The 23,924-nt window shown below is 58.9% G+C and carries 23 protein-coding genes and 1 tRNA gene; 13 read left to right on the top strand and 11 right to left on the bottom strand.

Going from position 1 to position 23,924, the window contains the following annotated elements; genetic code table 11:
* Window positions 1–76 precede the first annotated feature (76 nt).
* The gene (locus soil367_RS00620; RefSeq protein WP_136545919.1) at window positions 77–1,480 is read left to right on the top strand and encodes a WS/DGAT/MGAT family O-acyltransferase; all 1,404 of its coding nucleotides are present in this window, start codon (window positions 77–79) and stop codon (window positions 1,478–1,480) included.
* Between the two features lie 36 nt (window positions 1,481–1,516).
* On the opposite strand, the gene soil367_RS00615 is transcribed toward soil367_RS00620, so the two are convergent.
* The 5 genes from soil367_RS00615 to soil367_RS00595 all read right to left on the bottom strand — a co-directional run bounded on the left by soil367_RS00615 (window position 1,517) and on the right by soil367_RS00595 (window position 7,309).
* Window positions 1,517–1,909, bottom strand: a complete 393-nt coding sequence (locus soil367_RS00615) for an NINE protein (protein ID WP_136545916.1) — start codon at window positions 1,907–1,909, stop codon at window positions 1,517–1,519.
* Between the two features lie 103 nt (window positions 1,910–2,012).
* Window positions 2,013–3,773: an ExeM/NucH family extracellular endonuclease gene (locus soil367_RS00610; RefSeq protein ID WP_172962230.1), complete on the bottom strand. Its 1,761-nt coding sequence runs from the start codon at window positions 3,771–3,773 to the stop codon at window positions 2,013–2,015.
* Between the two features lie 16 nt (window positions 3,774–3,789).
* Window positions 3,790–4,473: a type 1 glutamine amidotransferase domain-containing protein gene (locus tag soil367_RS00605; protein ID WP_136545912.1), complete on the bottom strand. Its 684-nt coding sequence runs from the start codon at window positions 4,471–4,473 to the stop codon at window positions 3,790–3,792.
* 153 nt (window positions 4,474–4,626) lie between these two features.
* The gene (locus soil367_RS00600) at window positions 4,627–5,676 is read right to left on the bottom strand and encodes a BrxR family helix-turn-helix transcriptional regulator (protein ID WP_136545910.1); all 1,050 of its coding nucleotides are present in this window, start codon (window positions 5,674–5,676) and stop codon (window positions 4,627–4,629) included.
* Between the two features lie 184 nt (window positions 5,677–5,860).
* Window positions 5,861–7,309: a TrkH family potassium uptake protein gene (locus soil367_RS00595; protein WP_172962229.1), complete on the bottom strand. Its 1,449-nt coding sequence runs from the start codon at window positions 7,307–7,309 to the stop codon at window positions 5,861–5,863.
* A gap of 403 nt (window positions 7,310–7,712) precedes the next feature.
* Between soil367_RS00595 and soil367_RS00590 the strand changes: the two genes are divergently transcribed.
* From soil367_RS00590 to soil367_RS00570, 5 genes are all read left to right on the top strand, one after another.
* On the top strand, window positions 7,713–9,008 hold the full coding sequence (locus soil367_RS00590; RefSeq protein WP_246065441.1) for an MFS transporter: 1,296 nt from the start codon (window positions 7,713–7,715) through the stop codon (window positions 9,006–9,008).
* A gap of 79 nt (window positions 9,009–9,087) precedes the next feature.
* On the top strand, window positions 9,088–9,513 hold the full coding sequence (locus soil367_RS00585; RefSeq protein ID WP_136545908.1) for a MarR family transcriptional regulator: 426 nt from the start codon (window positions 9,088–9,090) through the stop codon (window positions 9,511–9,513).
* A gap of 136 nt (window positions 9,514–9,649) precedes the next feature.
* On the top strand, window positions 9,650–10,984 hold the full coding sequence (locus tag soil367_RS00580; RefSeq protein WP_136550450.1) for an MDR family MFS transporter: 1,335 nt from the start codon (window positions 9,650–9,652) through the stop codon (window positions 10,982–10,984).
* A gap of 233 nt (window positions 10,985–11,217) precedes the next feature.
* Window positions 11,218–11,790, top strand: a complete 573-nt coding sequence (locus soil367_RS00575; RefSeq protein WP_136545906.1) for a TMEM165/GDT1 family protein — start codon at window positions 11,218–11,220, stop codon at window positions 11,788–11,790.
* 127 nt (window positions 11,791–11,917) lie between these two features.
* The gene (locus soil367_RS00570) at window positions 11,918–12,928 is read left to right on the top strand and encodes a L,D-transpeptidase family protein (protein WP_246065439.1); all 1,011 of its coding nucleotides are present in this window, start codon (window positions 11,918–11,920) and stop codon (window positions 12,926–12,928) included.
* A 105-nt stretch (window positions 12,929–13,033) separates the two neighbouring features.
* On the opposite strand, the gene soil367_RS00565 is transcribed toward soil367_RS00570, so the two are convergent.
* Window positions 13,034–13,315 carry an Lpp/OprI family alanine-zipper lipoprotein gene (locus tag soil367_RS00565; protein ID WP_136545904.1) on the bottom strand — a complete coding sequence of 94 codons (282 nt, stop codon included), beginning with the start codon at window positions 13,313–13,315 and terminating at the stop codon, window positions 13,034–13,036.
* Between the two features lie 205 nt (window positions 13,316–13,520).
* Entirely contained in the window at window positions 13,521–14,006 is a 486-nt protein-coding gene (locus soil367_RS00560) for a L,D-transpeptidase family protein (RefSeq protein WP_136545902.1), read from the bottom strand.
* 525 nt (window positions 14,007–14,531) lie between these two features.
* On the opposite strand from soil367_RS00560, the gene soil367_RS00555 reads away from it, so the two are divergent.
* The 4 genes from soil367_RS00555 to soil367_RS00540 all read left to right on the top strand — a co-directional run bounded on the left by soil367_RS00555 (window position 14,532) and on the right by soil367_RS00540 (window position 18,464).
* Complete coding sequence (locus soil367_RS00555) at window positions 14,532–15,845, top strand: NAD(P)/FAD-dependent oxidoreductase (RefSeq protein WP_136545900.1); 1,314 nt, start codon at window positions 14,532–14,534, stop codon at window positions 15,843–15,845.
* Window positions 15,846–15,954: 109 nt separating this feature from the next.
* The gene (locus tag soil367_RS00550) at window positions 15,955–16,821 is read left to right on the top strand and encodes a sterol desaturase family protein (protein WP_136545898.1); all 867 of its coding nucleotides are present in this window, start codon (window positions 15,955–15,957) and stop codon (window positions 16,819–16,821) included.
* Between the two features lie 196 nt (window positions 16,822–17,017).
* The gene (locus tag soil367_RS00545) at window positions 17,018–17,437 is read left to right on the top strand and encodes a PA2779 family protein (protein ID WP_136545896.1); all 420 of its coding nucleotides are present in this window, start codon (window positions 17,018–17,020) and stop codon (window positions 17,435–17,437) included.
* A gap of 67 nt (window positions 17,438–17,504) precedes the next feature.
* Window positions 17,505–18,464: a PA2778 family cysteine peptidase gene (locus soil367_RS00540; RefSeq protein WP_172962228.1), complete on the top strand. Its 960-nt coding sequence runs from the start codon at window positions 17,505–17,507 to the stop codon at window positions 18,462–18,464.
* A gap of 86 nt (window positions 18,465–18,550) precedes the next feature.
* Here soil367_RS00540 and soil367_RS00535 read toward each other — a convergent pair whose 3' ends face one another.
* Window positions 18,551–18,733 (bottom strand): hypothetical protein, encoded by a 183-nt coding sequence (locus soil367_RS00535; RefSeq protein ID WP_136545891.1) that lies wholly within the window; start codon window positions 18,731–18,733, stop codon window positions 18,551–18,553.
* Window positions 18,734–18,961: 228 nt separating this feature from the next.
* On the opposite strand from soil367_RS00535, the gene soil367_RS00530 reads away from it, so the two are divergent.
* Complete coding sequence (locus soil367_RS00530; RefSeq protein WP_136545889.1) at window positions 18,962–19,774, top strand: hypothetical protein; 813 nt, start codon at window positions 18,962–18,964, stop codon at window positions 19,772–19,774.
* Between the two features lie 92 nt (window positions 19,775–19,866).
* Here soil367_RS00530 and soil367_RS00525 read toward each other — a convergent pair.
* Window positions 19,867–19,939, bottom strand: a tRNA-Gly gene (locus tag soil367_RS00525).
* Between the two features lie 205 nt (window positions 19,940–20,144).
* Here soil367_RS00525 and soil367_RS00520 point away from each other — a divergent pair.
* Window positions 20,145–21,857, top strand: coding sequence for a potassium/proton antiporter (locus tag soil367_RS00520; protein ID WP_136545887.1), 1,713 nt, complete (start codon window positions 20,145–20,147; stop codon window positions 21,855–21,857).
* On the opposite strand, the gene soil367_RS00515 is transcribed toward soil367_RS00520, so the two are convergent.
* Complete coding sequence (locus soil367_RS00515; protein ID WP_136545885.1) at window positions 21,854–22,378, bottom strand: copper chaperone PCu(A)C; 525 nt, start codon at window positions 22,376–22,378, stop codon at window positions 21,854–21,856. The genes soil367_RS00520 and soil367_RS00515 overlap by 4 nt on opposite strands.
* 245 nt (window positions 22,379–22,623) lie before the next feature.
* Here soil367_RS00515 and soil367_RS00510 point away from each other — a divergent pair, with 245 nt between their 5' ends.
* On the top strand, window positions 22,624–23,247 hold the full coding sequence (locus soil367_RS00510) for a YbhB/YbcL family Raf kinase inhibitor-like protein (protein ID WP_136545883.1): 624 nt from the start codon (window positions 22,624–22,626) through the stop codon (window positions 23,245–23,247).
* A 30-nt stretch (window positions 23,248–23,277) separates the two neighbouring features.
* Here soil367_RS00510 and soil367_RS00505 read toward each other — a convergent pair whose 3' ends face one another.
* Window positions 23,278–23,757, bottom strand: coding sequence for a DUF302 domain-containing protein (locus soil367_RS00505; protein ID WP_136545881.1), 480 nt, complete (start codon window positions 23,755–23,757; stop codon window positions 23,278–23,280).
* Between the last annotated feature and the right edge of the window lie 167 nt (window positions 23,758–23,924).

The following is a 23,924-nucleotide window of genomic DNA, read 5'->3' as shown; positions in this document are numbered from 1 at the left end:
AGCTACTGGTATAGCGGTGCACACCCTGTTGTAATTCGCCCTCCGGGATTTCACCCTGCCCCGAAGGAGTTATGCCTTGCGCCCATTGAGTCCGGTTGACCAGTTGTTTCTTTGGCTCGAAAAACGCCAACAGCCAATGCATGTCGCTGGCCTGCAGCTGTTTTCCTTCCCTGAAGACGCACCGGATGACTACGTCGGCAAGCTTGCCGAGTCCCTCCGCAGTTACACCGAAGTTGCCGCGCCCCTCGACCAGCGCCTGCTGTCGCGCTTCGGCCAGAACTACTGGGTCCACGACGACCTCTTCGACCTCGAACATCACTTCAGCCATGAGGCTCTGCCGCGGCCGGGCCGGATTCGCGAGCTGCTGGGCCTGGTTTCCGCGCACCACAGTCACCTGATGGACCGGGAGCGGCCCTTGTGGGAGTGCCACCTGATTGAAGGTCTGGACAATCGCCGCTTTGCCTATTACATCAAGGCACACCATTCATTTGTTGACGGCATATCGGCCATGCGTCTGGCCCAGGACTGCCTCAGCACGGACCCTGCCAGGCGCGACCTGCCACCGATCTGGGCCCAGCCGAGCAAGCGCTCAAGCGGCGGCAGCGGTCTCGGTGCTCTGGATGTCATCGGCAGCCTGAGCCACTTGATCAGCCAGACCGGCCGACAGCTGGGCACCATTCCGACCGTCGCCCGTGAACTGCTGCGGACGGTTTACCGGGCAAGCAGGCACCCACGCTATCATTCCCTGTTTCATGCCCCGCAGAGCCCGCTGAACCAGTCGATCACCGGCTCCCGCCGATTCGCCGCCCAGTCCTATTCGCTGGACCGCATACGGGCCGTGGGCAAGGCCTGCAATGCAACCATCAATGATATCATTCTGGCGATGTGCGGCGGCGCACTGCGGGATTACCTGGCGGGCCTTGGCGCTCTGCCCGACAAGCCGCTAATCGCCATGGTGCCCATGTCCCTGCGCCAGGACGACAGCGCGGGCGGTAATCAGGTAGGCATGATCCTGACCAGTCTGGCCACCCATCTGGCGGATCCCGAGGCGCGGCTGCTCGCGATCCAGAAGTCAATTCATACGGCCAAGGCACGTTACGCCGGGATGACAGCCGATGAAATCCTCAACTACACGGCCCTTGCTCTCGCGCCGGCAGGCTTCCACTTGCTGACAGGACTGGCACCGCGGTGGCAGACATTCAACGTCGTCATTTCCAATGTTCCCGGGCCCCGGGAACCGCTCTACTGGAACGGTGCCAGGCTCGAAGGCATGTACCCTGTATCGATCGTACTGGACCGCATGGCGCTGAACATGACGCTCACGAGCTACGTGGATCATATTGAATTCGGTCTGACCGGCTGCCGTCGCACGTTGCCCAGCCTGCAGAGGCTTCTGGACCACCTGGAGAACGCGCTGGTGCAACTGGAGATCGCGGCCGGCCTAAGTCGCGGCGCGAAGAAAGGCTCCCGCAAAAGCTGAAGCAGCTGTGCCGCAAGGCCGGGAACGATTGACCGTTTACTGGATCCAGCGGTTTTTCTCAGCTACCTGCTCATTCAGCGTCCAGAAATCGTAGAGTATGCCCAGGCCGAAAAGCCCGGCCGTGAGCAGGTAGATCAACCCGGTGATGATCTTGCCGAGGTAAAACCGGTGGATACCGAAAAGGCCCAGAAAGGTTAGTAGTATCCAGGCGACGTTGTAGCTGTGCTCCCCATGGGCGTAGCGCTGATCGGCAGCCCGATCCATAGCCGGGATCAGGAAAAGGTCGATCAGCCAGCCAATGCCGAGCAGGCCCAATGTGAAAAACCAGATTGTCCCGGTGACGGGCTTTCCATAATAGAAACGATGTGACCCCAGAAAGCCGAAAATCCAGAGTAAGTACCCGATTGCTTTGCTGTGCGTGTTATTCATGGATTCTTCCTGTGCAGGCGGAATGATAATGCTAGTGCACTGTTCAGCGCCGATTTTCAGCACCCCAGTATCGCGCGGCTTCGGCGCGGCGTTAAAGGGGTCTTTAACGAGCCGGCCACTTCAGGTCGAGCCAGACCGGGTCGTGATCCGATGCTCTCCAGGGTTCACCCCTCAGCGGCCCTAACTCGGCAGGTGCTGCCGGTTCGTCGACGTTCGCGCGCCATGTTCCCGATTGCAATACCGCCGACTCCAGCCCTGCCGAGGGCAGAATGTAATCGAGGGTCCCAACCTCGCCCTTGAAGCTGTAGCTATAGCTATCAACTGCGGACGGATTGAAAAAGCCGCCGTCCGCCAGGGCCATCAGGGGCGCTTCTCTACGGTAACTGTTGAGGTCGCCCATCACCACCTGATCAGTAGAGCCTGTGCCGGTCGGGTCGGTCTTCAGCCACGCCACCAGTTCTGCCGCCGCTTGCGCACGAAGCGGCCCCCAGCAGCCCTGGCCGTCGCCTGATTCAACCTGTGCTCCAGTCGCATTGTTGCAGCGTTTGGATTTGAAATGGTTGGCTACCACAACCCGTGTTTCACCGCTCTTGCCTGCCCGGAATGCCGCCGCCAGTGCCGGACGATTGCCGCGGGCAAAGGCGCCCGCCTCCAGCGTTGCCGCTTGGCCTACCTGGGTCAGGCGCGCACTGTTATAGAGAATGCCGTTGGCGATGGCGTCCCCACCCGTCGCACCGCCGAAGTCCACGTAACGCCAGCTCGAACCCAAGGCGCGCGCCAGATCGGCCACGGCGCTGTTGGGCCCGTGGCCATCGTTCTCGATTTCCGCGACAGCAAGCAGGTCGGGCTTGAGTGCATGTATCGCCGTCACGAGCTGATCCCGCTGTCGCATGTACCCGCCCCGGTCCGAAGCCCCCCGGCCTGATGAGAAATTGTACCCGCGGCCGTCGCCGTTGAAAAAGTTACCCAGATTGAAGGCAACCAGTCGCAGGCCCTTGGACGCAGGGAGGGGCTCAGGCCGGGCGTTTGTCGGCAGCACGGCGACCTCACTTACGGGCTGCAAGCGCCATTCGCCGAAGCGGAAATCGAGGATTGCGCGGATACGCCCGGTCCGGTCGCCCCTGCGTATCGGCCGTGCACGCTGTCCGGTCGCGGCGACAGCGTCCCAGCTGAGCTCATAGCGCCCGCCAGGGCTAGTCTGGATACTGCCGTCATCCAGTACAATGCTTCGCTCACGGTTGGAACGGGCATGCTGCTCCGCAGCTCGCCCGGGCGGGACCACCTGGGTGGGCACTTGCAGCCTCTCTGTGGCAAGCCGCAACGAACCGAAACGCTCCAGTTCGCGCTGGTCGGTAACGGTAAGCGGGCCGACTTCCACCAGCATGGCTTCCTGCTGTTCAGGGACGGCCAGGGGCCAGCGCAGGGGTTCTGCAGCGGGCGGCCCTTCGCCGGGCGAGCAGATCTCTATCTGGCGGGCATTGGCCAGCTCGGTCAGGCCATGGTATTCGCGCACGCGGCCCCGAACGCGTATGCGCTCGCCCAGTGCAGGCATCATGCCCGGCGCTGATCCCTTGCGGACGGGGATATGGACGAACAGACCTTCGGAGGTCTGGACACGATCATCGGCGTCACCCTGTGCGGAAATCAGATAGAGCCCGGATAGCTGGTCAGAACCCGGAAAAAGCCCGGACACCAGGCCTTCAACGGCGATAAGTTTACCCGCGAGAGGCGAGCGCTCACCGCTCCCCTGTACCTTGGATATCGGCACAAAACGTTCGCCGCAAGCGTCACCCCAGGCCGGGCTGATGCCCAGACAAAGCGCGGCCAGCGCAACAATGGATCGGCGCAGCAAAGCAGGCTTCACGAGGCGGGCACGACGTTCAACGCAGCCCAAGCAATTGTAGCAGCGCCGATGCCGTGCGGCCTGCGGAAGCCGGGTTCTGGCCCGTCACCAGGTTACCGTCGCTGACGCAGAAAGCTTGTCCGCGCGGCCCGTGCTGAAACAGTGCACCGCGCTCGCGCAGCGCCGTCTCCAACAGGAACGGCACCGTATCGGCCAGCCCCGATGCGGTTTCTTCTTCGTTGGTAAAAGCGGTGAGTTTGCGATTTTCCACAAGCGCCCGACCCCGACCGCCCAAGGCGTAGACAAAGGCGGCCGCTCCATGGCAGACAGCGCCAATGGGTTTCTCATCGGCGTCAAACGCCTGCAGCAGCCGCTTGCTTTCGTTGTCCTGGCTGAGATCCCAAAGCGGGCCGTGCCCGCCCGGGAAGAACAGCGCGTCGTAACGGTCCGGTACGATCTCCGATAACCGCGAAGTATGGGCAAATAGCTCGAGGGCCTGCTTGTCACTGCGGAAACGGCGGTTTGCTTCAGAATCAGCGTCGTCCGATTCGCTCGCAGGGTCGATGGGCGGCTGTCCGCCCCGGGGTGATGCCAGTGTGATGTCGGCGCCAGCTTCGCGGAAAATATAGAACGGTTGGGTGAATTCGTTCAGCCAGACACCGGTCGGCTTGCGGGTCGCACCCAACTGGCCGTGAGACGTCAGCACCATTACGATGTGCATCCAGACCTCCTGTACAAAAGGTTGAGAACTCGCCTGAACTCTTTAGGCTGTAGCGCACGCAAGGTTCGAAAGGGCAGAAGTCACCCTACACTAGACAGGGGCGGCAAAAGAAGTCTCGTTGCTGTCGTCGCAGGCCTGTGCCTGCGCAATACGCTAGCGCCGCTCGATCAGCGCCAGTGGTCGGTTGGGATCCGGTTCGTTGCCGACCCCCAGGGGCAACTGCGCCATAACCAGGGGAACCAGCGCCTGACGAACGCTGAGGGTCAACTCGCCATCGCTCATACCGAAATCTTCAGCGATGACCGATTGCTGAACCTGACTGAAACTGCTGTGGGGCCTCAGGCTGATAGCTACGCGTTCCTGCCAGGCCGCATCCTTGTCTCGACGGTGGCGCGCCTTCGTGCTGCGCAGGCGCGGCTCGCCCCTGAGGCGGCTAACGCGCAGGTTGGCATAACCACCGGCGACTTCGCTCCAGGTACGGATGAACCAGTGGGAGCCGATGCAAACCAGCGAATGGGGCTCGATCTGATCGGCCTGGGGTCGAGTGCTTTCGAGGCTGACCCAGTGGATGTCGGCGCGCCGGTTCTGGCGGATAGTCTGGATCAGCGGTCGCAGGACCTCTGGTTTTCCTGCCTGACCCGGCAGGCGGACCAGTTCGGTATTGGGCAGGCCAATATCGAGATCTTCAAAGTTCTGCTTGAGGTCGTCGTCCCTGGAAATAAGATCGCGGTACTCTCGCCACTGGCCCAGCGTGACCGCAGGCCGAAACGCTCTGGTGGGAACGTAGCCCTTGAGATGGCGGTCGTAGGTCAGGTTCTCCGGCGCAATCTCACGGAGGTAGGTGTTAATGTCCTTGGATGCCTGCTGACGACCGATGCCAAACGCATGACAGATATGGTTGGTCGTCAGCCGACCTTCCCAGAGGGCAATAATTTCTATCAGGCGGTAGCGTAAGAGCAAATCCCACCGGATTGGCCAATCCGTTTTCTTCATGACGTTGGGCTCGTATGCTGCATGGTTACTGATACTGCTGTTTGCGTCCTGCATGACGATCAGCACAGAAACTGGAGACGGTCGCTGCCGGTTCATTTCGAAACAGAGCTTTGGCACGCGCTCGGCCCGGACTTTGGACTCGGACAGTGCTGGCCCTGATGCTTGGGTTCGGGTATCAGGGCAGCCCCATAGCCAGCCGGAAGGACTCACGATTGGGCGGAATCCGCCCGGGATGGGTAACAGCGGCAACTGGGCACGCTGCGCGGCTTTAGGTAAAACCTGTCCAGAACCTCAGCACATCCCGCACATGATGAAGAAAAAGCGAAGAACAAGAAAATGAAAGGTTGGTTAAGGTTAGCCCGTCTCTACCAGGGGCACGAGCGCCTGCCCCGTCTCACTTCCGCCAGAAGTCAGCCGTCAGCAGAACCAATACGCTCAATAGCTCGAGTCTCCCCAACAGCATGCCCACGCAAAGCACCCACTTGGCGGCGTCCGGCAAGGCCTGGAAGTTGCCCGCAGGGCCGATGATCTCGCCAAGCCCGGGACCGACATTGGCGACGGCCGTTGCGGCCCCGGTCAGGCTGGTGGTGAGATCCAGGCCGAGGCCGGCCAGGGCAAGGGCGATAAAGGCAAAGGTGACAAAGAACATGAACGAGAACGCGATACTTGAAGCGATGATGTCATCGCTGATCAGACGCCGGTTGTAACGCCTGCTTAGCACAGCGCGGGGGTGAAGCAGCCGGGTGATCTGCTCGCGCAACATGATGAATGAGAGCTGGAAGCGGAACACTTTCATGCCGCCGGAGGTGGACCCGGAGCAGCCGCCGACGAACGTCAGGAAGAAGAACACAGCAACTGCAAGCGGGCCCCAGACGGTGTAATCCTCAGAGGCGAAACCGGTGGTAGTAACGATCGAAGTGACGTTGAAAATACTGGCGACAAAAGAGCCCCAGACATCATTTTGCTGCGACCAGACACCGTGAATGGTCAACGCCAGGCTGACTCCAATGAGAATCTTGAAGAAAGCCTGTACCTGTTCGTCGCGCCAGAGCGCCTGATACTGACCGTTCAGCATGCGCACGTAGAGAAAGAACGGCAGCGCGCCCAAAGCCATGAAGAGCGTCGCGATGAGCAGGAGCAGATCGGAGTCAAACTTGCCCATGGAAGCATCAGAGGTGGAATAGCCGCCAGTCGATACCGTCGTCAGTCCATGATTGAACGCGTCGAACAGGTTCATTCCGGCCAACCAGTAGGCAAGGATACAGAGCGTGGTGAGGCCTACATAGGACGCTATGAGTCCCCGCCCAAGCGTAATAGTCCGGGGAAGGGCCTTCTCACTCCAGTCAGATGACTCTGTGGCGAACAGTCGCATACCACCGACCCGAAGGAAAGGCAGGATGGCAACGGCCATGCCGATAATACCGATACCGCCGATCCATTGAATGATAGACCGCCATACCAGAATATCCCCCGGCATATCGTCGAGCCCGGTAAGCACAGTTGAGCCCGTGGAAGTTACACCTGAGACGCTTTCAAAAACTGCGTCAGTCATGCTCAGGTCCAGATCGGAGAGCAACAGCGGAAGCGAGGCAAGACCGGAAATCAACACCCAGCTGCCGACGGTCAGCAGGAACATCTGTTTCTGCTTCAGCATACCGTTCTGGTTGCGGGAGAGGAAAAGCCCAACCAGAGCTATGCTCAGAACCGCGCTGGCCGAGATGACAAAAGCCTTCCAGTCGGAGTGATCCCCGTTCGCCAGCAAAATAACCGGCAGGGTCATAAAGATGCTGAGCAGCACCAGCAAAAGGCTCAGGATATGTATGACGGGCTTGATGTTTTCCATGGCCGGACGCGGGTTGGAAAAAGGTCGCCCAAGATGCCGTAATCGGGCCCCGATGGCAAGCCCGGCAGGGACTGACGCTGCGTTCCAGCTGCTCCGGCCAGCGCCCTGAGCCCAAGTTCAACTGTTACGGCTGCTTGTGCATCGTGTTACAAAAACTTATCGCTGATTGTGCTTAGCGTGTGAAATGGTATGTTTGCGCACTGAAGGGCCGTTCAGTTTTTCTGAATGGAATTTCATTTCGCTTGTATGCTGCGCTCGGGGATGCCTTGGACATCTCGGGTTGTGCCTATGCATTTTAGTGATCAGACTAACTATTATACTGCTCATAAATGCAGCCTGCTCTTTAACCGGGCGGCACTCTTATAGATTGCCGCTTTAATTTCCCGGGTCGTCGGAGGTCCCAGTGAGGCATTTGGCAATGTCGCTTTCAGCGTTGATCATCAGCATTATCCTGCTGGTCAGCGGTAATGCATTTCTGATGACACTGCTGGGCCTGCGCATGAGCCTGGAGGGATTCAACACGTCCGTTATCGGCTGGGTGCTGGTGTGCTACTCGATCGGCTTCGTGCTGGGTACGCTGACCGCCAACCGGGCCATTGAACGGGCCGGCCATATCCGGGCATTTGCGGCATTCGCAGCCATCCTCGCTTCCGCAACCTTGCTTTATGTATTTGCGGTTGACCCGATTTTCTGGGCATTTTTACGGATTGTCGGCGGCTTTTCCATGGCCGGGCTCCTGCTGGTCATGGAGAGCTGGTTCAGCGCAACAGCCACGAACAGCAACCGTGGCGCGCTGTTCGCGATCTATCAGATCGTGTTTTTTCTCTCCACGGCAGGCGCACAGTTGCTGGTGAATCTCGGCGACCCGCTGACGTTTGTGCCTTTTTCGCTGGCTGCGATCCTGGTGACCGTCGCCCTGGTGCCGCTCGCATTGACGCGTATGCAGGCGCCGCACATTGAAACCGTTGACCGGATTTCCTTCGGGGCGATCTTCAGGGTGGCGCCGACGGGACTTATCGGCGCCATGATGTCAGGGCTGCTGGCCAGCTCTTTCTATGCCATGGGTCCTGTCTATGCGACTCAGATCGGCATGCCGATTTCGAAGCTGGCGACATTCATGGCCAGCGCCATTGTAGCGGCAATGCTGATGGCCTGGCCGATCGGCATGATTTGTGACCGATACGACCGCCGGCGGGTGCTCATGGTTGCTGCACTGGTGGCCTGTGCAGCGGCGCTATCAACGGCGTACCTCGGCGGGCTGCACAGTGTTATTCGCATCGGCAGCACCGGACTGTTTGTCGGCCTTGCAATGTCTATCTATCCCATTGCGGTCGCCATCACCAACGACAGAATGGAATCTCACCAGATTGTCGCGGCCAGTGGCAGCCTGCTGTTGAGCTACGGCATCGGCAGCATTGCCGGTCCTATACTGGGTGCGTCAATGATGGACCTGCTGGGGCCAGGTGGGCTTTTTGTAGGCAACGCGGGCGTTTTACTGCTGCTCGCAGCGCTGACCTGGTACCGGATTCGTCACAGTGTGGATGTTCCGGTGGAGGAGCAGGCGCACTTTATACCGACCACTGGCGAGAGCTCGGTAATATTGTCCGAGCTTGACCCGCGCAATGAGGATTTTCATGAGGCAGATTTGACCTACCCTGGGTCAGGCGCTGAGTCAGAGCCCAGGGTGACAGCGTCATAAGTTGTAAAATGTTTTCCTGGCGACTTGTTAGGAATCTTATAATTCAGTCGTTCTTCCCATAGCCCATTTTGGAGTTGTCATGAGAGATCAGTTACCTTTTGCCTTGGCTCGTGTTTTTCGCCGGTGGCGCAAACTACTGGACGAGCGCCTCAAGGATCTTGGCGTTACACAGGCCCGGTGGACCACTATGGTTTACCTGCACCGCAGCGGCGAGGGGCTGACCCAGCGTGACCTGGCCAGTCGAATGGCGATCGAGAATCCGACACTGGTAAGGCTGCTGGACAACCTGGAAAGCCAGGGTCTGGTCGAGCGCCGTGCCTGTGAAGAAGACCGTCGCGCCCGCCGCCTGTTTCTGACTGCGAAAGGCAACGACTTCATGGGCGTGCTATACGAGCGCTCTGAAGATCTTCGCAACCAGTTACTTGATGGTGTTGCCGAGAAAGACCTTAAAGCGACAATCAAGGTCATGGACCGGGTCGTTGCAAACGCTGAAAAGCTGCTCTGATGGAGTATTGTTGCTCCTGCTTTGACAGGCGCTCTGGTCGGGACGCCCCCGCTCGCCGCCTGTGATTCGCCGGGACATAGCGCAGCTGGAGCATCGTTTCGGCACGCACTGGCGTTGGCTTGCGGTTGCGACCGTCATGCTGGGCACTATGTCCACGGTGCTCTCAGCGACAATCATCAACGTCGCGCTCCCGCACATCATGACCGACTTCGGTGTCGGTCAGGGCCAGGCTCACTGGCTGGCCACTGGTTTCCTTGCCGCGGTGACCGCGACGATGCTGGCGTCGGGATGGCTGCTGGATCATTGGGGCGTCCGACGAACGCTGGCGGCGGCCATGCTGGTGTTTTGTGCCGCTTCAGTATTGGGAGCTCTGGCTCCCGACCTGCCGACCCTGATTATCGCCCGTATCGTTCAAGGCGTTTGCGCTGGCCTGCTACAGCCTCTTGGCATGTACATGGTTTTCCGCATCTTCCCCCGAGAGGAGCGAGGGCGGGCCCTGGGTGTCTATGGCGTCGGCATTATTCTCGCGCCAGCGCTGGGTCCGGTCCTCGGCGGTTTTGTCGTGGATCAGCTTGACTGGCGTTTTGTACTGCTTGCGCCGGCCCCCGTTACCCTGTTGGGCCTGGCGATGTCCCTTCGCTACCTACCCGATGCGGACCCTGATCAACCGCGGTACCGTTTTGACGCTGCCGGGCTGATTCTGCTCTCTCTTTTTCTTATGACCGCGCTGGACGCGCTTAATCGGCTCCAGCACGGTTTCGACCATCTCCTTACTGTCGGCCTGGAGACCGCCGCCGCGGCCGGGCTGTTTTGTGCTTTTCTCTATCAGCAGGGCCACAGCCGGACCCCCATGCTGAACATTGAAATGCTACGCGAGCCGGTGTTTCGTCAGGCTTGCTGGGGTGCCTTGATACTCGGCATCAGCCTGTACGGAAGCACCTACCTTATTCCCTTGTTCGTGCAGACCGCCCTTGGTTACAGTGCAACCGAAGCGGGTCTTCTGCTGCTGCCGGCGGGCATCGTCATGGGCATCTGTTTCCCGATCGCGGGTCGAATGGCAGACCGTTTTCCAGGACGCCCGCTGATCATGTCCGGACTGATCATTTTTGCGCTGGCCGGTACCATGTTTGCCCTGAGCGAACTGGAGGCGGGATTTCTGGCTCTGGCGTGTTACACCGTGCTTGGCCGTATTGGGCTAAGCCTGTTAATGCCGGCTCTCAGTACGACCGCGCTCAACCCTCTCCCCAACCATCTCCTGGGTCAGGGTTCCAGCACGATCAGTTTCGCCCGACAATTCGGTGGCGCCATGGGCGTCAACCTGCTCGCCATTCTTATCGAGCAGGGTCCTACAGATGCCCAGGGTCACCCAGCCCTCGGTGCCTATCACGCGGCCTGGTGGCTGATTGTGATCGGCGCACTTGCCGCGCTGGCACCCGCCTGGAAGCTCGGGAGACGACCTGCAGGACGCTAGTGTCCTGTCTGGGTAGGGCTTTCTTGCCCCGATGTGACGCCTGAAGTACGATGCCGGCTCTTTCAGGCGCAGGCCAGTCCGTCGTCCTCAGGGTGTGGATTGCCTGAAAATCGCGCTGCGGTCGCCCGGTGATTCTCCGCCTCCATGACCGCGTCCGGCCACCGCTCCTGTAGCGACAGGTCGGCCAACTGTTCGACGAGAGTGATCCGTTAATTGCCCGGGGGCATGTTTTTATGGACGCGTTGATCTATTCAACCCTGGGTGTCGCTATTGCCGAAATCGGCGATAAAACCCAGCTACTGTCTTTGTTTCTTGTTTCCCGTTTTCATCAGCGCACCGCCATTATCCTCGGCATTCTGGTAGCGACTCTACTGAATCATGCGCTGTCCGCCTGGCTCGGGGCCTGGATTTCAGACCTTATCCCAAGCCATTGGCAGGGCTGGCTTATCGGTGGAAGTTTCATTCTGATAGCGCTGTGGCTCCTCATCCCGGACAAGGAAGAGGAAGAGGATTCCGGCATTCTCCGCTATAGTGCTTTTACCGCCACAACCGTGTTGTTTTTTCTGGCCGAGATCGGTGACAAGACGCAGGTAGCGACAGTGGTTCTCGCCGCCCGGTTTGACGAAACGGTGATGGTCATCCTAGGCACTACGCTCGGCATGCTCGCCGCGAACATCCCTGTGATCATTGCCGGACGCTGGCTGATGGATCGGCTGCCACTGAACAAGGCGCGCATAGCCGCCTTCGTGCTGTTCATGGTTCTGGGAATCATCACTATCGCCGGCAGCGGTTGGATCAAACTGTAAGACCATTGCCCCTTCGCAGAGTCTGTTTGATCTTATGGGTATGCTGCGGAATTCCCTCACTGGACCGCGACCAGGACTAGAGCTACCGTTAACAACATGCCAAACTGTGATACATGAGTACTGATCAATGCTGTTAGCAAAACCTGCGCCGATCCGCCGCCGGAAAGTGGCCAAGAGTGTCGTCTACGCCCTGATACTGGCTGCCTTCACGAGCTTTCTTGGTACCACCGCCACCGCCCGGACCATGCCTGTCTGGCAGGATACGGCGCTTGTCGGTGCCGTCGATCGGGTGTACGCGAAGTACGAAGATACGCTGGCCGCGATCGGCGACCGTCACAGCCTGGGTTACCTGGAGCTGCTGTTTGCCAATCCCGGCGTAGACCCCTGGTTACCCGGCGAGGAAACGCCCATTATCCTGCCCAGCCGTTTTATTCTTCCGGCGGGCGCGCGGGAAGGCATAGTCATCAATCTGGCTGAATTCCGCCTCTATCATTACAAGGACAACAGCGTAACGACCTACCCGGTGGGCGTGGGTCGATCCACTGCGCCCTCGCCGCTGACGCATACCGAAGTGACAATGCGACTCGAGTCGCCCGCCTGGTACCCGCCTGAGTCGGTGCGACAGGAGCATGCGGCGGAAGGAGATCAATTGCCCCGGGTCATTCCCCCGGGGCCCGACAACCCGCTGGGACCTTTTGCGCTGCAACTGGCCGAAAAGGGCTATCTGATCCACGGCACCAACAAGCGGTTCGGTATCGGCATGCAGGTAAGCCACGGCTGTATCCGCATGTACAACCAGGACATTTCAGAGCTTGTCTGGCGTGTCGAGACGGGCACTCCGGTACGGATCGTAGACCAGCCCGTGAAATTCGGCGTACAGGACCGGGTACTCTGGATCGAGGTGCACCGGAAACAGGACGAGCAAACACGGGAACAGACCAACAGGCTATGGCAGGCTGCGAGTGAGTCGCTCCAGGCAGTGGAACGGGAACACCCCGGACTTGAGCTTAATCGTGCATTGATGGAAAAAGCTATTGAACAGGCCGACGGCATACCCCGTCGCGTCGGCGAGGTCATTCCGACCCAGGTTGCCCGAGAAGATTCAAGACGGCCATCCGGCGATGCCGAAGGCAGCTAGTCCAGCGCTAACGAATGACATGCGACTTGATCTTCAAGAAAAAAAAGACCGGCAAAGCCGGTCTTTTTTTCGTCTGTCGGAAGCACTCGCTCCCGATAGCGCATCTTACTTCTGGCTGGCACGTTCCAGCATACGCTTGGCGCGTTCGTTCGCTTCGTCCGCCGCACGCTTGGCTTCCTGAGCCGCCTGCATGGCTTGTTCAGCCTTGCGGTAGGCTTCATCAGCACGCTGCTGTGCAGACTTCGCTGCACTGTTGGCTGAATCCGCGGTCTGGCTCGCGCTTTCCGCGGCAGTCATCGCGTCGTTCTGCCCTTCTTCGGCGCCGGTGCTGGCACAACCAGCCAGAAGTACAGAAAGAGCTACACCTGCGATTGCTATCTTGCGCATTCTCAAATCCCCTTATTGATCGTTTTTGCTTCCCAGCCACGGGCCACGAAGCCACGAGCGATGAAAAGTCCGTACGCCGCGGAAACAGTGGCTGTTTCAGGATAACAGTACGACTTGCCGACACATGTCGAAGTCTGGCCCAGTTTAGACAAGGAGCGCCCCGATAGGAACAGGTTTTGGAGAAGTTCCTGTCTGTCTGATGCGTTTATGGCAGAATCGTAATGGGCGTCCCGTCGTGGACCAGTTGCCAGATCTCATCCATCGCTTCGTTGGACACCGCGATGCAGCCTTCGGTCCAGTCCAGCCCCTCGTAGGCGAAGGCCAGGTCGCCCGCCTCGTTGGGGAGGCCGTGAATCATGATGCTACCGCCCGGGCTGAGGCCCCACGCCTCGGCCAGCTCCCGATCACGGGGGCTTGGGTAGGAGATGTGGATCGATTTGTAGAACCGGCTCTCGTGATTGCGCCAATCCAGTACGTACTGTCCTTCAGGCGTACGTCGGTCACCCTCGTACAGTTTGTGCCCAACCGGATTGTCGCCCAGAGAAATGCGATAGCGACGAACCGGCTCACCATCGCGCAACAGTACCAGTTGGCGCTCGCTTTTTTTCACCACAACAGCATCCACACTGGCTGACGCCGATTGCGCGTTGATCAGAAGAATACAGCTCAAAACTAGAATCAGGTAACGCATGGTTTCAACTTGAATACATGGATAAATTGCATAAGAAAGCCGACACACCAACCGAGATGCGCTGTTCTCTGCATTGAATAATAGCGCCACATCAGCCGCTGGCAACCTACGCCAGGGTTACGAGGTCAGCCCAGCGCGCGTCGTCCATGCGCTAACCTGGCCCCACCTGCCAAGGTAGCGACAGCCAAAGTGTGGTGGGCACTCGAAGCCTGGCCACACAGCCCGTAAAACTGAACGGCTTGGTTAACGCAAGCCTGGAACTGAAACTGGCGCGCTCACAAGCCCGGGCAGCTCCGGCGCTCTATCTGATAACATAGCACGGGTTCGCGATCCCGGCTGGACTCAGCCGGGCCAGCGGGGCTTTACAGACTCATGACGACAGCCAAGCGCTCTAAACCCGCGGTCTGCCTTCGCCTCATACTGGCGCCGAAGCGTCTTTTAGACCGGCGAGTGCTTTTGGACTGGAGAGTGCTTTTGGACCGGAGAGCGCTTGGCTGTCATCATCAATTAGCGGAATCATTCTACATGCCCAGCAACTCACACCGGATCGTCATTGTCGGCGGCGGCGCCGGCGGAATGGAACTTGCGACGCACCTGGGGAAGAAACTCGGCAAACGCGGCAAAGCCCAGATTACTCTGGTCGACGCCGTTCTGACCCATGTCTGGAAACCTCTCCTGCACGAAGTGGCTGCAGGCTCAATGGACTCTGAGGCCAACGAGGTGAATTTCAGAGCCCATGCCCACAATCATCATTACCAGTTCCAGCTCGGCCGGTTGAGCGGCCTGGACCGTTCCGCCAGAAAAATCGTACTGGCGCCCATCCTTGATGAGAAAGGGTTGGAAGTGGTACCCCAGCGCTCACTCGACTATGACACGCTGGTTCTCTCAGTCGGCAGCACAACCAACGATTTCGGCACCAAAGGCGCAATGGAACACTGCGAGTTCCTGGATAGCCTGGACCAGGCCCGGCGTTTTCACCGCCACCTGCTGAACCTCTTCCTCCGCAAGAATTACATGGCCCGTGACCTTGCCGATTCCAAGCTTCGCATCGCGATCGTAGGCGCCGGAGCTACCGGGGTTGAGCTGGCAGCCGAGCTTCGCCTGGTCTCACGGGAACTGCCCCAGTACGGTCTCAACGAAATAAAAGCCGGTGATGTCGAGCTCACAATCGTTGAGGCGGCGGACCGGATTCTTCCAGCCCTGCCGGAGCGCATATCCCGTGCGGCGCATCGGGAACTGGAACAGCTGGGTATCAGGATAATGACGGGTGACCCGGTCGGCGAAATAACGTCGACCGAACTGCACCTGAAAAACGGTGTCCAGCTGCAGGCGGACGTTTGTGTATGGGCAGCGGGCATCAAAGCGCCTGAGTTTCTGACCCGGCTGGACGACCTTGAAACCAACCGCCTCAATCAGTTAGTGGTTCACCAGGATCTGCGCACCACGCGCGACAAGGATATTTTCGCGTTCGGAGACTGTGCCGCCTGCCCCCAACCCAACAGTGACAAGCCCGTACCGCCCCGCGCTCAGGCTGCAAACCAGCAGGCCAAGACCCTGGCAAAAACCCTTGCTAACCGGCTGGACGGCCGGGAATCGGTCAACTTTGTCTACAAGGACCATGGCTCGTTAATCTCATTGAGCCACTATACCGCCGTCGGTAGCCTGATGGGCAACCTGACCAACGGCAGCCTGAAAGTCGAGGGGAGATTGGCGCGACTTTTTTATATTTCCCTCTACCGTATGCACCAGGTTGCCCTTCACGGCCTGATCGGGACAGCTTTCATCTGGTTCAGTGATACCCTCAGCCGCAAGCTGCATCCACGCCTGAAGCTGCACTGACGTAACTTGTCCTTGCCTTTGTCGGCATCCGCCCCTGCCAAACGATCGCGGAACCGCTAACCTTCTTCCTTATACGGGTTAGTGCTGGCTTACTGAAAGGGCAGGAGAGATGTTGGAAGATTTACTGGGCTTCAGCCCCCAATGGCTACTTTTGGCGCTGGGTCCACTGTTCGGGTTGACCATGCTGGCGGAGTTTATTGCACTGCGCCGGCGGAGCGACTTGCCCAGTGCCTGCTATACCTGGACCGACACCATCAGCAACGCTGCCCTGGCTGCGCTCTACCAGGTCGGCGAGGCGGCCACCATAACCGCTGTTGCTGTGATATATGGCGCACTGTTCAATTATCGCCTGTTTGAGATTCCGCTGACGCCCTGGACCCTGCTTCTGCTTCTGCTGCTGCAGGACTTCTGCTATTACTTCTTTCACCTCGCGCACCACCGTATTCGATGGTGCTGGTGCTCCCATGTGGTACATCACAGTTCGGAGCGGCTGAACTATTCCACGGCGTTCCGCCAGAGCCTGACCTACCCCCTGTCCGGCATGTGGGTTTTCTGGATACCGCTTGTGATTGTCGGCTTCCCGCCGGAGGCAGTCCTGCTGAGTGTGTCTATCAGCCTGGCCTACCAGTTCTTCATCCACAGCCAGCTGGTACCCAAGCTGGGGCCCCTCGAGTGGGTGCTGAACACACCGTCCCACCACCGCGCCCATCATGGGCGCAATGCTCGCTACATCGACCGCAACTACGGCGGCATCCTTATCATCTGGGATCGTCTATTCGGCACGTTTGTGGAAGAGTCTGAAGCCGAACCGCCGGCATTTGGCATCCCTGACCCCATCCACAGTCATAACCCGCTGACCCTGACCTTTCACGAGTGGAAAAGGATGTTCCGGGACGCAGGACGCCCGGGTCTGAGCCTGCGTCAGAGGCTCGCGGTGCTGCTGTCCCCGCCAGCGGGGCCGAAATCGCGTTCCTGAAGCTTTCAGGCCAAAGCCTGATAACCCCTGCGCAGCCGCTCCGAGGTCGCTTGCGGCAGCGGTATGCCGGCATTCACAACCACTGAGCGTTCACAACCATTAACAGTGCTTAGGTATACATCTCGGGCCGACTCGGACACTATCCTGGGTATCGGAAGAACCTTCTTCCGGATCGTGCATACCAAGGAGAGAGTTCATGAATGCAGTAATGTTCTGGAGACGTCCACTCGCTGTCCTGTTAGCCCTGATCATGTTCGCAACCACGCTCACTGCAGCCGCCTCATCCCAGGCACCCGCGGGCATGGTCAGCACCACTGAAGTGCTCGCTGCGGAGCAGGTTCGTGTAGATCGCGACCAACTGAAATCAATGCTCGGCAATGACGAGGTCAAACAGAAGCTGGCCGACCTCGGCGTCGATCCGGCCCAGATAGAAAACCGCATTAACAGTCTGACAGCGGCAGAACTGGCCGACTTTAACCAACAGCTTGACGAAGCGCCCGCGGCGGCAGGTGTCGGCGGTGCGGTCGGGATCATCGTGTTCTTCCTGCTGGTCTTCATTGTTACCGACATGCTTTGCGCAACGGACATCTACAGTTTCGTCAACTGCATCAATTAAGCCGATGTCCACTTGGCCCGTGAACCGGCCCCGCCACCAGAGGGGCATGGGCTGGCTCGGAATAGCCGTGGTAGCTGCTCTGCTGGGGTTGACCGGTTGCGCCGGTCAGCCTCGGCTGGACAGCACAACGCTCGCCTCCCTGCCGCCCGCGCAGAAACTCTCAACCGTACCTTTCTATCCCCAGTCCGACTACCAGTGCGGCCCGGCGTCTCTGGCGATGGTGCTCAACTACAGCGGCGCGAACGCCAGTCCCGTGGAACTCCGGCCCATGGTTTACCTGCCCGGGCGCCAGGGTAGCCTGCAAGTGGAGATGGTGGCCGCGGCCCGGCAGTATGATCTGCTCGTCTATCCGCTTGAGCAACGGCTGGACGCGATTCTGCAAGAAGTGAACGGGGGCAATCCGGTACTGGTATTACAGAACCTGGGTCTGGATTGGTGGCCGATGTGGCATTTCGCGGTTGTGATCGGCTACGACTTGCCAGCGCGCGAGCTCATTCTGCACTCGGGGCTTAAGGCCGAGAAGCGCGAATCCTTCAGCAGCTTCACCAACACCTGGGAACGGGGAGGGCGCTGGGCGCGGGTTATCTTACCGCCCGATAAGTTACCGGAAACTGCCAGGCCTCTCGTTTATGTTCGGGCTGCCCATGATCTGGAGCTGACGGGCCGGAGCAATGCCGCCAGAGTCGCCTACGCCACGGCCAGTTCAACCTGGCCCGATAACACAGCCGCCGCTTTTGCCCAAGCTAATCTGGCGCTTTCTCAGGGGGAGTATTCAGAAGCAGCGCACGGTTTCAGAGGGCTGCTGGAGCGCAAACCGGAATACAGCCCGGCATGGAACAATCTTGCCATCGCCCTAGAGCAACTGGATTGTAACGACGCGGCGTCGCAAGCGCGGGCCTGTACTGCGAAGGCGGCAGCACCTGAAAGCAGGGATCATCCCGGCAAGGCACGCCCCCCAAAATCACAGCTAACCGAAAGCTCAAGGGAAAAAAAATGTAGCGTGCCGGCGTGCCCAACTGCCTATTAGCTAAGGTCCGGCCCCAGCCTCTCGCTAAAGCTCCTGCGACAGCCGTCGGCCAAGACCCGCAGCGGCGAAGCTAGCCGAGGCTTGGCCTAACCCTGACGCTTGCTGGCGAAAGCACTTGGCTTGGGACCGCCCAGGCTTGCCTGGCCACTTACCCCAGAGCGAACCTGTTCGATCGCGCCACCGGACTTGAGGAAAGCCCGGGTCTGCTCTTCGATGGTTTGATGGGTTTCTGCTACATCGTTCGCTTTACGCTTGCCTTTAGCTGCCATGTCGTTCGCTACGCTCTCTATTGGTACCGGAAAAGTTTTACAGGCGAACGATTCTACGCTATTGGGGCAATAATAGCTTGCTAATGCGCAAATTTTGTACAGGGATTCATGAACAGCTTATGTCGTAAACGTAACCAGACATTGGCCCTACTCAACTGTAAGGTTTCACCTGCAAGCATTAAAATTACCGCAACACTAGCGCAATTGACCAGGGTGAAGGAGAGCAAAATGAAATCGTCGTGGTACCTGGGATTAGGTTTAAGTTTGGCCGTTCTGCTTACGGGCTGTAGCAGTGGCGGGGGAAGTGGATCGGATGATGAGAGTGGAGAAGAATCCAAAACGGTAAATCCAGGGCCTGCTTTATCAGGTTCATACAACGGCACAATCACTGAAGAGGGAGCAGGTTCGGGTAGCGGTATCCTTCTCCTTTCAAGAAACCCCGACGGCAATACTGCTAACTTCGTGAATCGAGCACCAGGCACTTACGCAACAGGGATCATCGAGTTTGAGGATAATAATTTCGTAGGCGTTCTGGAGCAGTACCGCGGTGGCCGACCCTCAACCGGTAACTTTCAGGGAAACATTGAGGGGCAGAGCTACGCATCGTACTTTGAAGGTGAAAGCTTTCGAATGTCAGATGGAGAGAAGGAGAGTACATTCGCGTTTGAGCGGCAGGACAAGGTCTCTGCCCTCGGTGTCAGCTTGAGTAAGATCGCTTCAAGCGATTGGACAGACACGCAAACTCCATCAGTAAACACTACCTTCAGCATTTCAGAAGACGGAACCGTAGGCGGCGGCGGCGGCGGTGCAAGCTGTACTTTTAATGGTACTGCAAGTGTTCCTGATCCAAGCGTGAATGTTTTCAAAATTGATTACGTTGCGTCCAATTGCCAAGCTAGCTCATCTACGGATTTCACACCTTCTGAACAGGAAGGTAGCTTCCAAGGCTATGGCTTTTACAAACCAGCTGGAAACACTAGTGAACAACTGGTAATACTGGTCGACAACGATAAGATCAGTCGTTACTACGTATTGGATTAATCAAGCTGGTGCGGCGGGTGCAGAGAGAGCTGGCCCGCCTCTGTCGCGTTCGCAGCAGCGCTGGGAAATCTGCTTAAACCGCCTATAGATTGAGCGGGCGACGAGATTCGAACTCGCGACCCTCAGCTTGGGAAGCTGATGCTCTACCAACTGAGCTACACCCGCGTGACCGCTATAGTAGGCCTGACCCGATTCTTCCGCAATACAGCTGATCAACAGATAGACCCCCCAGCTGGGTTCCTGCATTCATTCTGGCCGCTTCCCTCGCGGCGATCGGACGCTTTTCCTTCAATAGACCGCACCTAAGAGCGTGATTTCCAAGGCCCCGCCCGGCATAATCCAGAACTAAAGCTCGCCCGGATAGACGTGAATGGATACCACCCTGTTGTTGAGCGGCGCCTTCCTCGTCGTTCTGAGCATCCTGCTGAGTTCGCTCTCTTCAAAAATCGGAATGCCAGTGCTGTTGCTCTTCCTCGGCGTGGGCATGCTCGCAGGCGAGGAGGGCCCAGGCGGTCTCCAGTTTGATGACATTCCAACTGCCTTCCTCGTCGGTAACCTGGCCCTTGCCATCATCCTTCTCGACGGAGGGATGCGCACACGGGTCAAGTCGTTCCGGGTAGGACTGAAGCCGGCGCTGGTTCTCGCCACGGTCGGGGTGGTGGTAACAGCTGGCGTTTGCGGGCTGTTCGCAGCCTGGCTGCTGGACCTGCCCTTGCTGTTCGGGCTCCTGATCGGCGCCATTATTTCTTCTACCGACGCAGCTGCGGTCTTTTCTCTACTGCAGGGGCGGGGCCTGCACATCAACGAACGTGTGGAAGCAACCCTGGAGATAGAGTCGGGTAGCAACGACCCCATGGCGATCTTCCTGACGCTGGTGCTGATTGAACTGCTCGCCTCAGGCGGCGCCACCCTGTTGGAGGGTCTGCTGATGCTGGTGCAGCAATTTGGCTTGGGTGCACTGGGGGGTTTGGCCGGCGGCTTCGCAATGGCCGCCGTGGTCAACCGTGTCAACCTGGTCGCGGCCATGTACCCCTTGCTGGTTGTTGCCGGTGGCATCGCCGTGTTCAGCGCTACGAGCTTGCTCGGCGGGAGCGGCTTTCTGGCGATCTACCTGATGGGCGTCGTGCTCGCGAGCCGGAAAATCCGCATGATGCCGTCAATCCTGCAGATCCATGATGGGCTGGCCTGGCTGGCACAGCTGGTCCTGTTCCTCTTGCTGGGGCTCCTGGTGACCCCTTCCCTGCTCGTGGCCAGCGCTCCGCTCGCCCTTCTGATCGCCCTGGTGCTGATATTTGTCGCGCGCCCCCTTGCGACCGTTGTTTCGCTCTTGCCCTTCGGCTTTTCGCGCAACGAGCACCTGTTTATCGGCTGGGTCGGGTTGCGGGGCGCTGTGCCGATCGTTCTGGCGCTATTCCCGCTGATCGCGGAGCTACCTGATGCCGGAATTGTATTTCAGATAGCCTTTGTTGTTGTACTGACCAGCCTGGTCTTACAGGGTTCGACGCTTGCGCCATTTGCCCGGCTACTCAAGCTTGAGGTCCCGGCACGGCGGGAGGCCCAACGGCGTATATCGCTGAACCATCCGGCGATCGGCGAACACGAGCTGCTCATGGTCGAGCTCAAGGGTGAGCGCTGGAAACGACCATTACCGGTAATCGACCTGCACCTGCCGGCAGAATCCCGGCTGGCAGCCATTTTCAGACAGGGCACTCTGATCGATCCCCGCCCGGGGGTGGAGTTGCAGGAAGAGGACGTTGCGGCCGTATTCTCGCACACCGACCAGACCACGGATGTTGGGCACCTGTTGGGCCGGCATGAGCCACCGGAGCGACTTACCGATCGTCGGTTCTTTGGTGAGTTTATACTCCAGGGCGATGCCACTCTCAGCGATATCGAAGCGGTTTACGGCATAAAAGTGGAACGCTTCGACTCCGCACTGACCCTCGCCGAGTGCTTTGCCCGAGCCCAGCGAGGCCACCCCGTGGTGGGTGACCGGCTCGACCTGGGTGCCGTTATGCTGGTAGTCAACTCGATCGATGGTGATCAGGTGACCAAGGTGGGCCTGAAACTCAGGAAGCGTTAGTGTCCTGCGTGTGAACTACCGGGAGAAGCCTCTTTTCCCGCGCCGCCCAGCTCTTCCACAACGAGCTCCACCTCAATATCGCCGGCGCGCTCGAAGCGTAATTTCAGGGGAACATGCTCGCCTGCTCTGAGAGGCCGGTCGAGGCCCATCAGCATGAGGTGATAGCCCCCGGGCTGCAGCTCAAACGTCTCCCCCGGCTGAAGTTCCAGCGGTAACGCGACATGCTTCATTGATCGCATACCGTCGTTTTCACGACTCTTGTGCAATTCAACGCGCCGCGCCCGCGGTGATTCGGCCGCCAGCCAACGATCGACCTGCTCGCCGTTGTGCTCGATGCGCAGATAGCCGACGCCGTTTGGCGCTCCAGGCGCCGTTTCACGCGAACTGGGATGGTCGATCTGCAGCGCACCTGTCTGGTAGGAGTGCGCTGCGACAAGGTGGGGCAGAGTTGCCAGTGCGACGCCCAACAGCACGCGAAAGCCTGCAGAGGCGGAGGCGACTTTGAGATGCCGTCGTAACATGGGATCGGTCTCGCTGGAAAGAAGTAGCCAGTCTATCGGGCTTTTCCTCCCTTGTACCAGCGACAGTACTAGCAGACAGTACTAGCAGATAGTACTAGCAGACAGTAGCAGCAGACAGTACCAGCAGACAGACACCAGGCCACAGGCTTGAAACCTGGCGTCACATAGGAAAAGATCGCAATAACGCCGGCCCTTGGAGCCGGCTATGCGCCAGGTAACTGATCAACCCTTCACGGAGCACGGCCATGCGACTGACCATTAAAGGCATCGAAGACGACAAGCCTATCCCCGAGCGGTTCGCGTTCGGTATCCCTGACCCAAAGGAGCATATGACCTTCGGCGCCAACATGAGCCCGGATATTCGCTGGACCGATTTCCCCAAGGATACGAAGAGCTTTGCCCTGGTAATGAAGGACCCGGATGTGCCCGGCGATGCCTCTGACGCCAATCAGGACGGCAAGACGATTCCCGCGGATCTCCCCCGGGTCGACTTCTTCCACTGGCTATTGGCGGACATTCCGTCGGGAGTTCACTTTCTCGTCGAGGGTGAAGACTCCGACGAAGTGGTCGCCAAAGGCAAACCATACGGTCCCGTCGAAGTAGGCGTCCGTGGGGTCAACAACTTTACGGAGTTCATGGCCGGTAACCCGGACATGGAAGGCAAGTATGGTGGCTATGACGGTCCGTGCCCGCCATGGAATGACGAGCGGATGCACCATTACGAATTTACGGTATACGCGCTTGATGTTACGTCTCTGGATCTCCCGGAGGGCTTCCGCGGCCAGGATCTGCTTGCGGCTATGCAGGGGCACGTGCTCGACCAGGCCAGTATAACCGGGACCTATACGCTTAACCCCGCGCTGCGCTAGTTCGTCGACCTGTACGGTCTGCTCAGTAGCCTACTCGGCCTTTGCGGCAGTGCTCGCCAGGTCCTCTAGATGACTGTCGATGCGGTCGGCCAGGACCCGGCATTCGTCGCTGGGCGAGTCCTCATAGCGTTCAAGCAGGGTGCTGGCTTTAACCCAGTACAGGCGGGTTTGTGTCTGACTGTCTTCACGTATCAGCATTCGCAACGGCAGTTCAACCGCCGCCAACGGCGCGCACTCCATCAGCCGCGCGCCCACCTTCGGGTTGCCGAAAATGAATACGCGGCTCGGCACCAGTTTTACATCCGTCCCGACCGCATTATTGCGGTGATCGACCTCCTGAAATATCTTCGCGTTGCCAGCGTTTATAGCATTGCGTAACGCGATTACCGTATCAGCGTAGCTTTTCTCGCTCGCAATCGACTCGATATACCGGTTGTCGGCGTACCCAGCGCCCGCGCAGAGCAGGCAGATCATAGCCAGCAACCACCGGCCATTAAGAATCAGGTTCATGAGGATGTCCTTCGCCAGGCCGGAGTGGCCCGGCGGTCACGGTGGTTAGTTCTGGCCGCCATGGAAGCACGATTCGCTCAACAGGCTCAATAGACAGCACGCGCGCAGCCCCGCCTTTTACCGAGCTTTAATGGTAACGATTCACCTCGGCCCGCGTCCCCCGACCT

It is taken from the genome of Hydrocarboniclastica marina, from assembly GCF_004851605.1.
Lineage (GTDB): Bacteria > Pseudomonadota > Gammaproteobacteria > Pseudomonadales > Oleiphilaceae > Hydrocarboniclastica > Hydrocarboniclastica marina.
This window is presented reverse-complemented; position numbering and strand designations above follow the sequence as displayed.

What these genes read in the sequence shown, in the direction of transcription:
- soil367_RS00575 (WP_136545906.1), top strand. Translation starts at nt 11,218, where the DNA reads ATGGACGCGTTGATCTATTCAACCCTGGGTGTCGCTATTGCCGAAATC.
- soil367_RS00535 (WP_136545891.1), bottom strand. Translation starts at nt 18,733, where the DNA reads ATGGCAGCTAAAGGCAAGCGTAAAGCGAACGATGTAGCAGAAACCCAT.
- soil367_RS00580 (WP_136550450.1), top strand. Translation starts at nt 9,650, where the DNA reads ATGCTGGGCACTATGTCCACGGTGCTCTCAGCGACAATCATCAACGTC.
- soil367_RS00570 (WP_246065439.1), top strand. Translation starts at nt 11,918, where the DNA reads ATGCTGTTAGCAAAACCTGCGCCGATCCGCCGCCGGAAAGTGGCCAAG.
- soil367_RS00595 (WP_172962229.1), bottom strand. Translation starts at nt 7,309, where the DNA reads ATGGAAAACATCAAGCCCGTCATACATATCCTGAGCCTTTTGCTGGTG.
- soil367_RS00565 (WP_136545904.1), bottom strand. Translation starts at nt 13,315, where the DNA reads ATGCGCAAGATAGCAATCGCAGGTGTAGCTCTTTCTGTACTTCTGGCT.
- soil367_RS00605 (WP_136545912.1), bottom strand. Translation starts at nt 4,473, where the DNA reads ATGCACATCGTAATGGTGCTGACGTCTCACGGCCAGTTGGGTGCGACC.
- soil367_RS00615 (WP_136545916.1), bottom strand. Translation starts at nt 1,909, where the DNA reads ATGAATAACACGCACAGCAAAGCAATCGGGTACTTACTCTGGATTTTC.
- soil367_RS00560 (WP_136545902.1), bottom strand. Translation starts at nt 14,006, where the DNA reads ATGCGTTACCTGATTCTAGTTTTGAGCTGTATTCTTCTGATCAACGCG.
- soil367_RS00510 (WP_136545883.1), top strand. Translation starts at nt 22,624, where the DNA reads ATGCGACTGACCATTAAAGGCATCGAAGACGACAAGCCTATCCCCGAG.
- soil367_RS00505 (WP_136545881.1), bottom strand. Translation starts at nt 23,757, where the DNA reads ATGAACCTGATTCTTAATGGCCGGTGGTTGCTGGCTATGATCTGCCTG.
- soil367_RS00530 (WP_136545889.1), top strand. Translation starts at nt 18,962, where the DNA reads ATGAAATCGTCGTGGTACCTGGGATTAGGTTTAAGTTTGGCCGTTCTG.
- soil367_RS00520 (WP_136545887.1), top strand. Translation starts at nt 20,145, where the DNA reads ATGGATACCACCCTGTTGTTGAGCGGCGCCTTCCTCGTCGTTCTGAGC.
- soil367_RS00515 (WP_136545885.1), bottom strand. Translation starts at nt 22,378, where the DNA reads ATGTTACGACGGCATCTCAAAGTCGCCTCCGCCTCTGCAGGCTTTCGC.
- soil367_RS00585 (WP_136545908.1), top strand. Translation starts at nt 9,088, where the DNA reads ATGAGAGATCAGTTACCTTTTGCCTTGGCTCGTGTTTTTCGCCGGTGG.
- soil367_RS00545 (WP_136545896.1), top strand. Translation starts at nt 17,018, where the DNA reads ATGAATGCAGTAATGTTCTGGAGACGTCCACTCGCTGTCCTGTTAGCC.
- soil367_RS00555 (WP_136545900.1), top strand. Translation starts at nt 14,532, where the DNA reads ATGCCCAGCAACTCACACCGGATCGTCATTGTCGGCGGCGGCGCCGGC.
- soil367_RS00550 (WP_136545898.1), top strand. Translation starts at nt 15,955, where the DNA reads ATGTTGGAAGATTTACTGGGCTTCAGCCCCCAATGGCTACTTTTGGCG.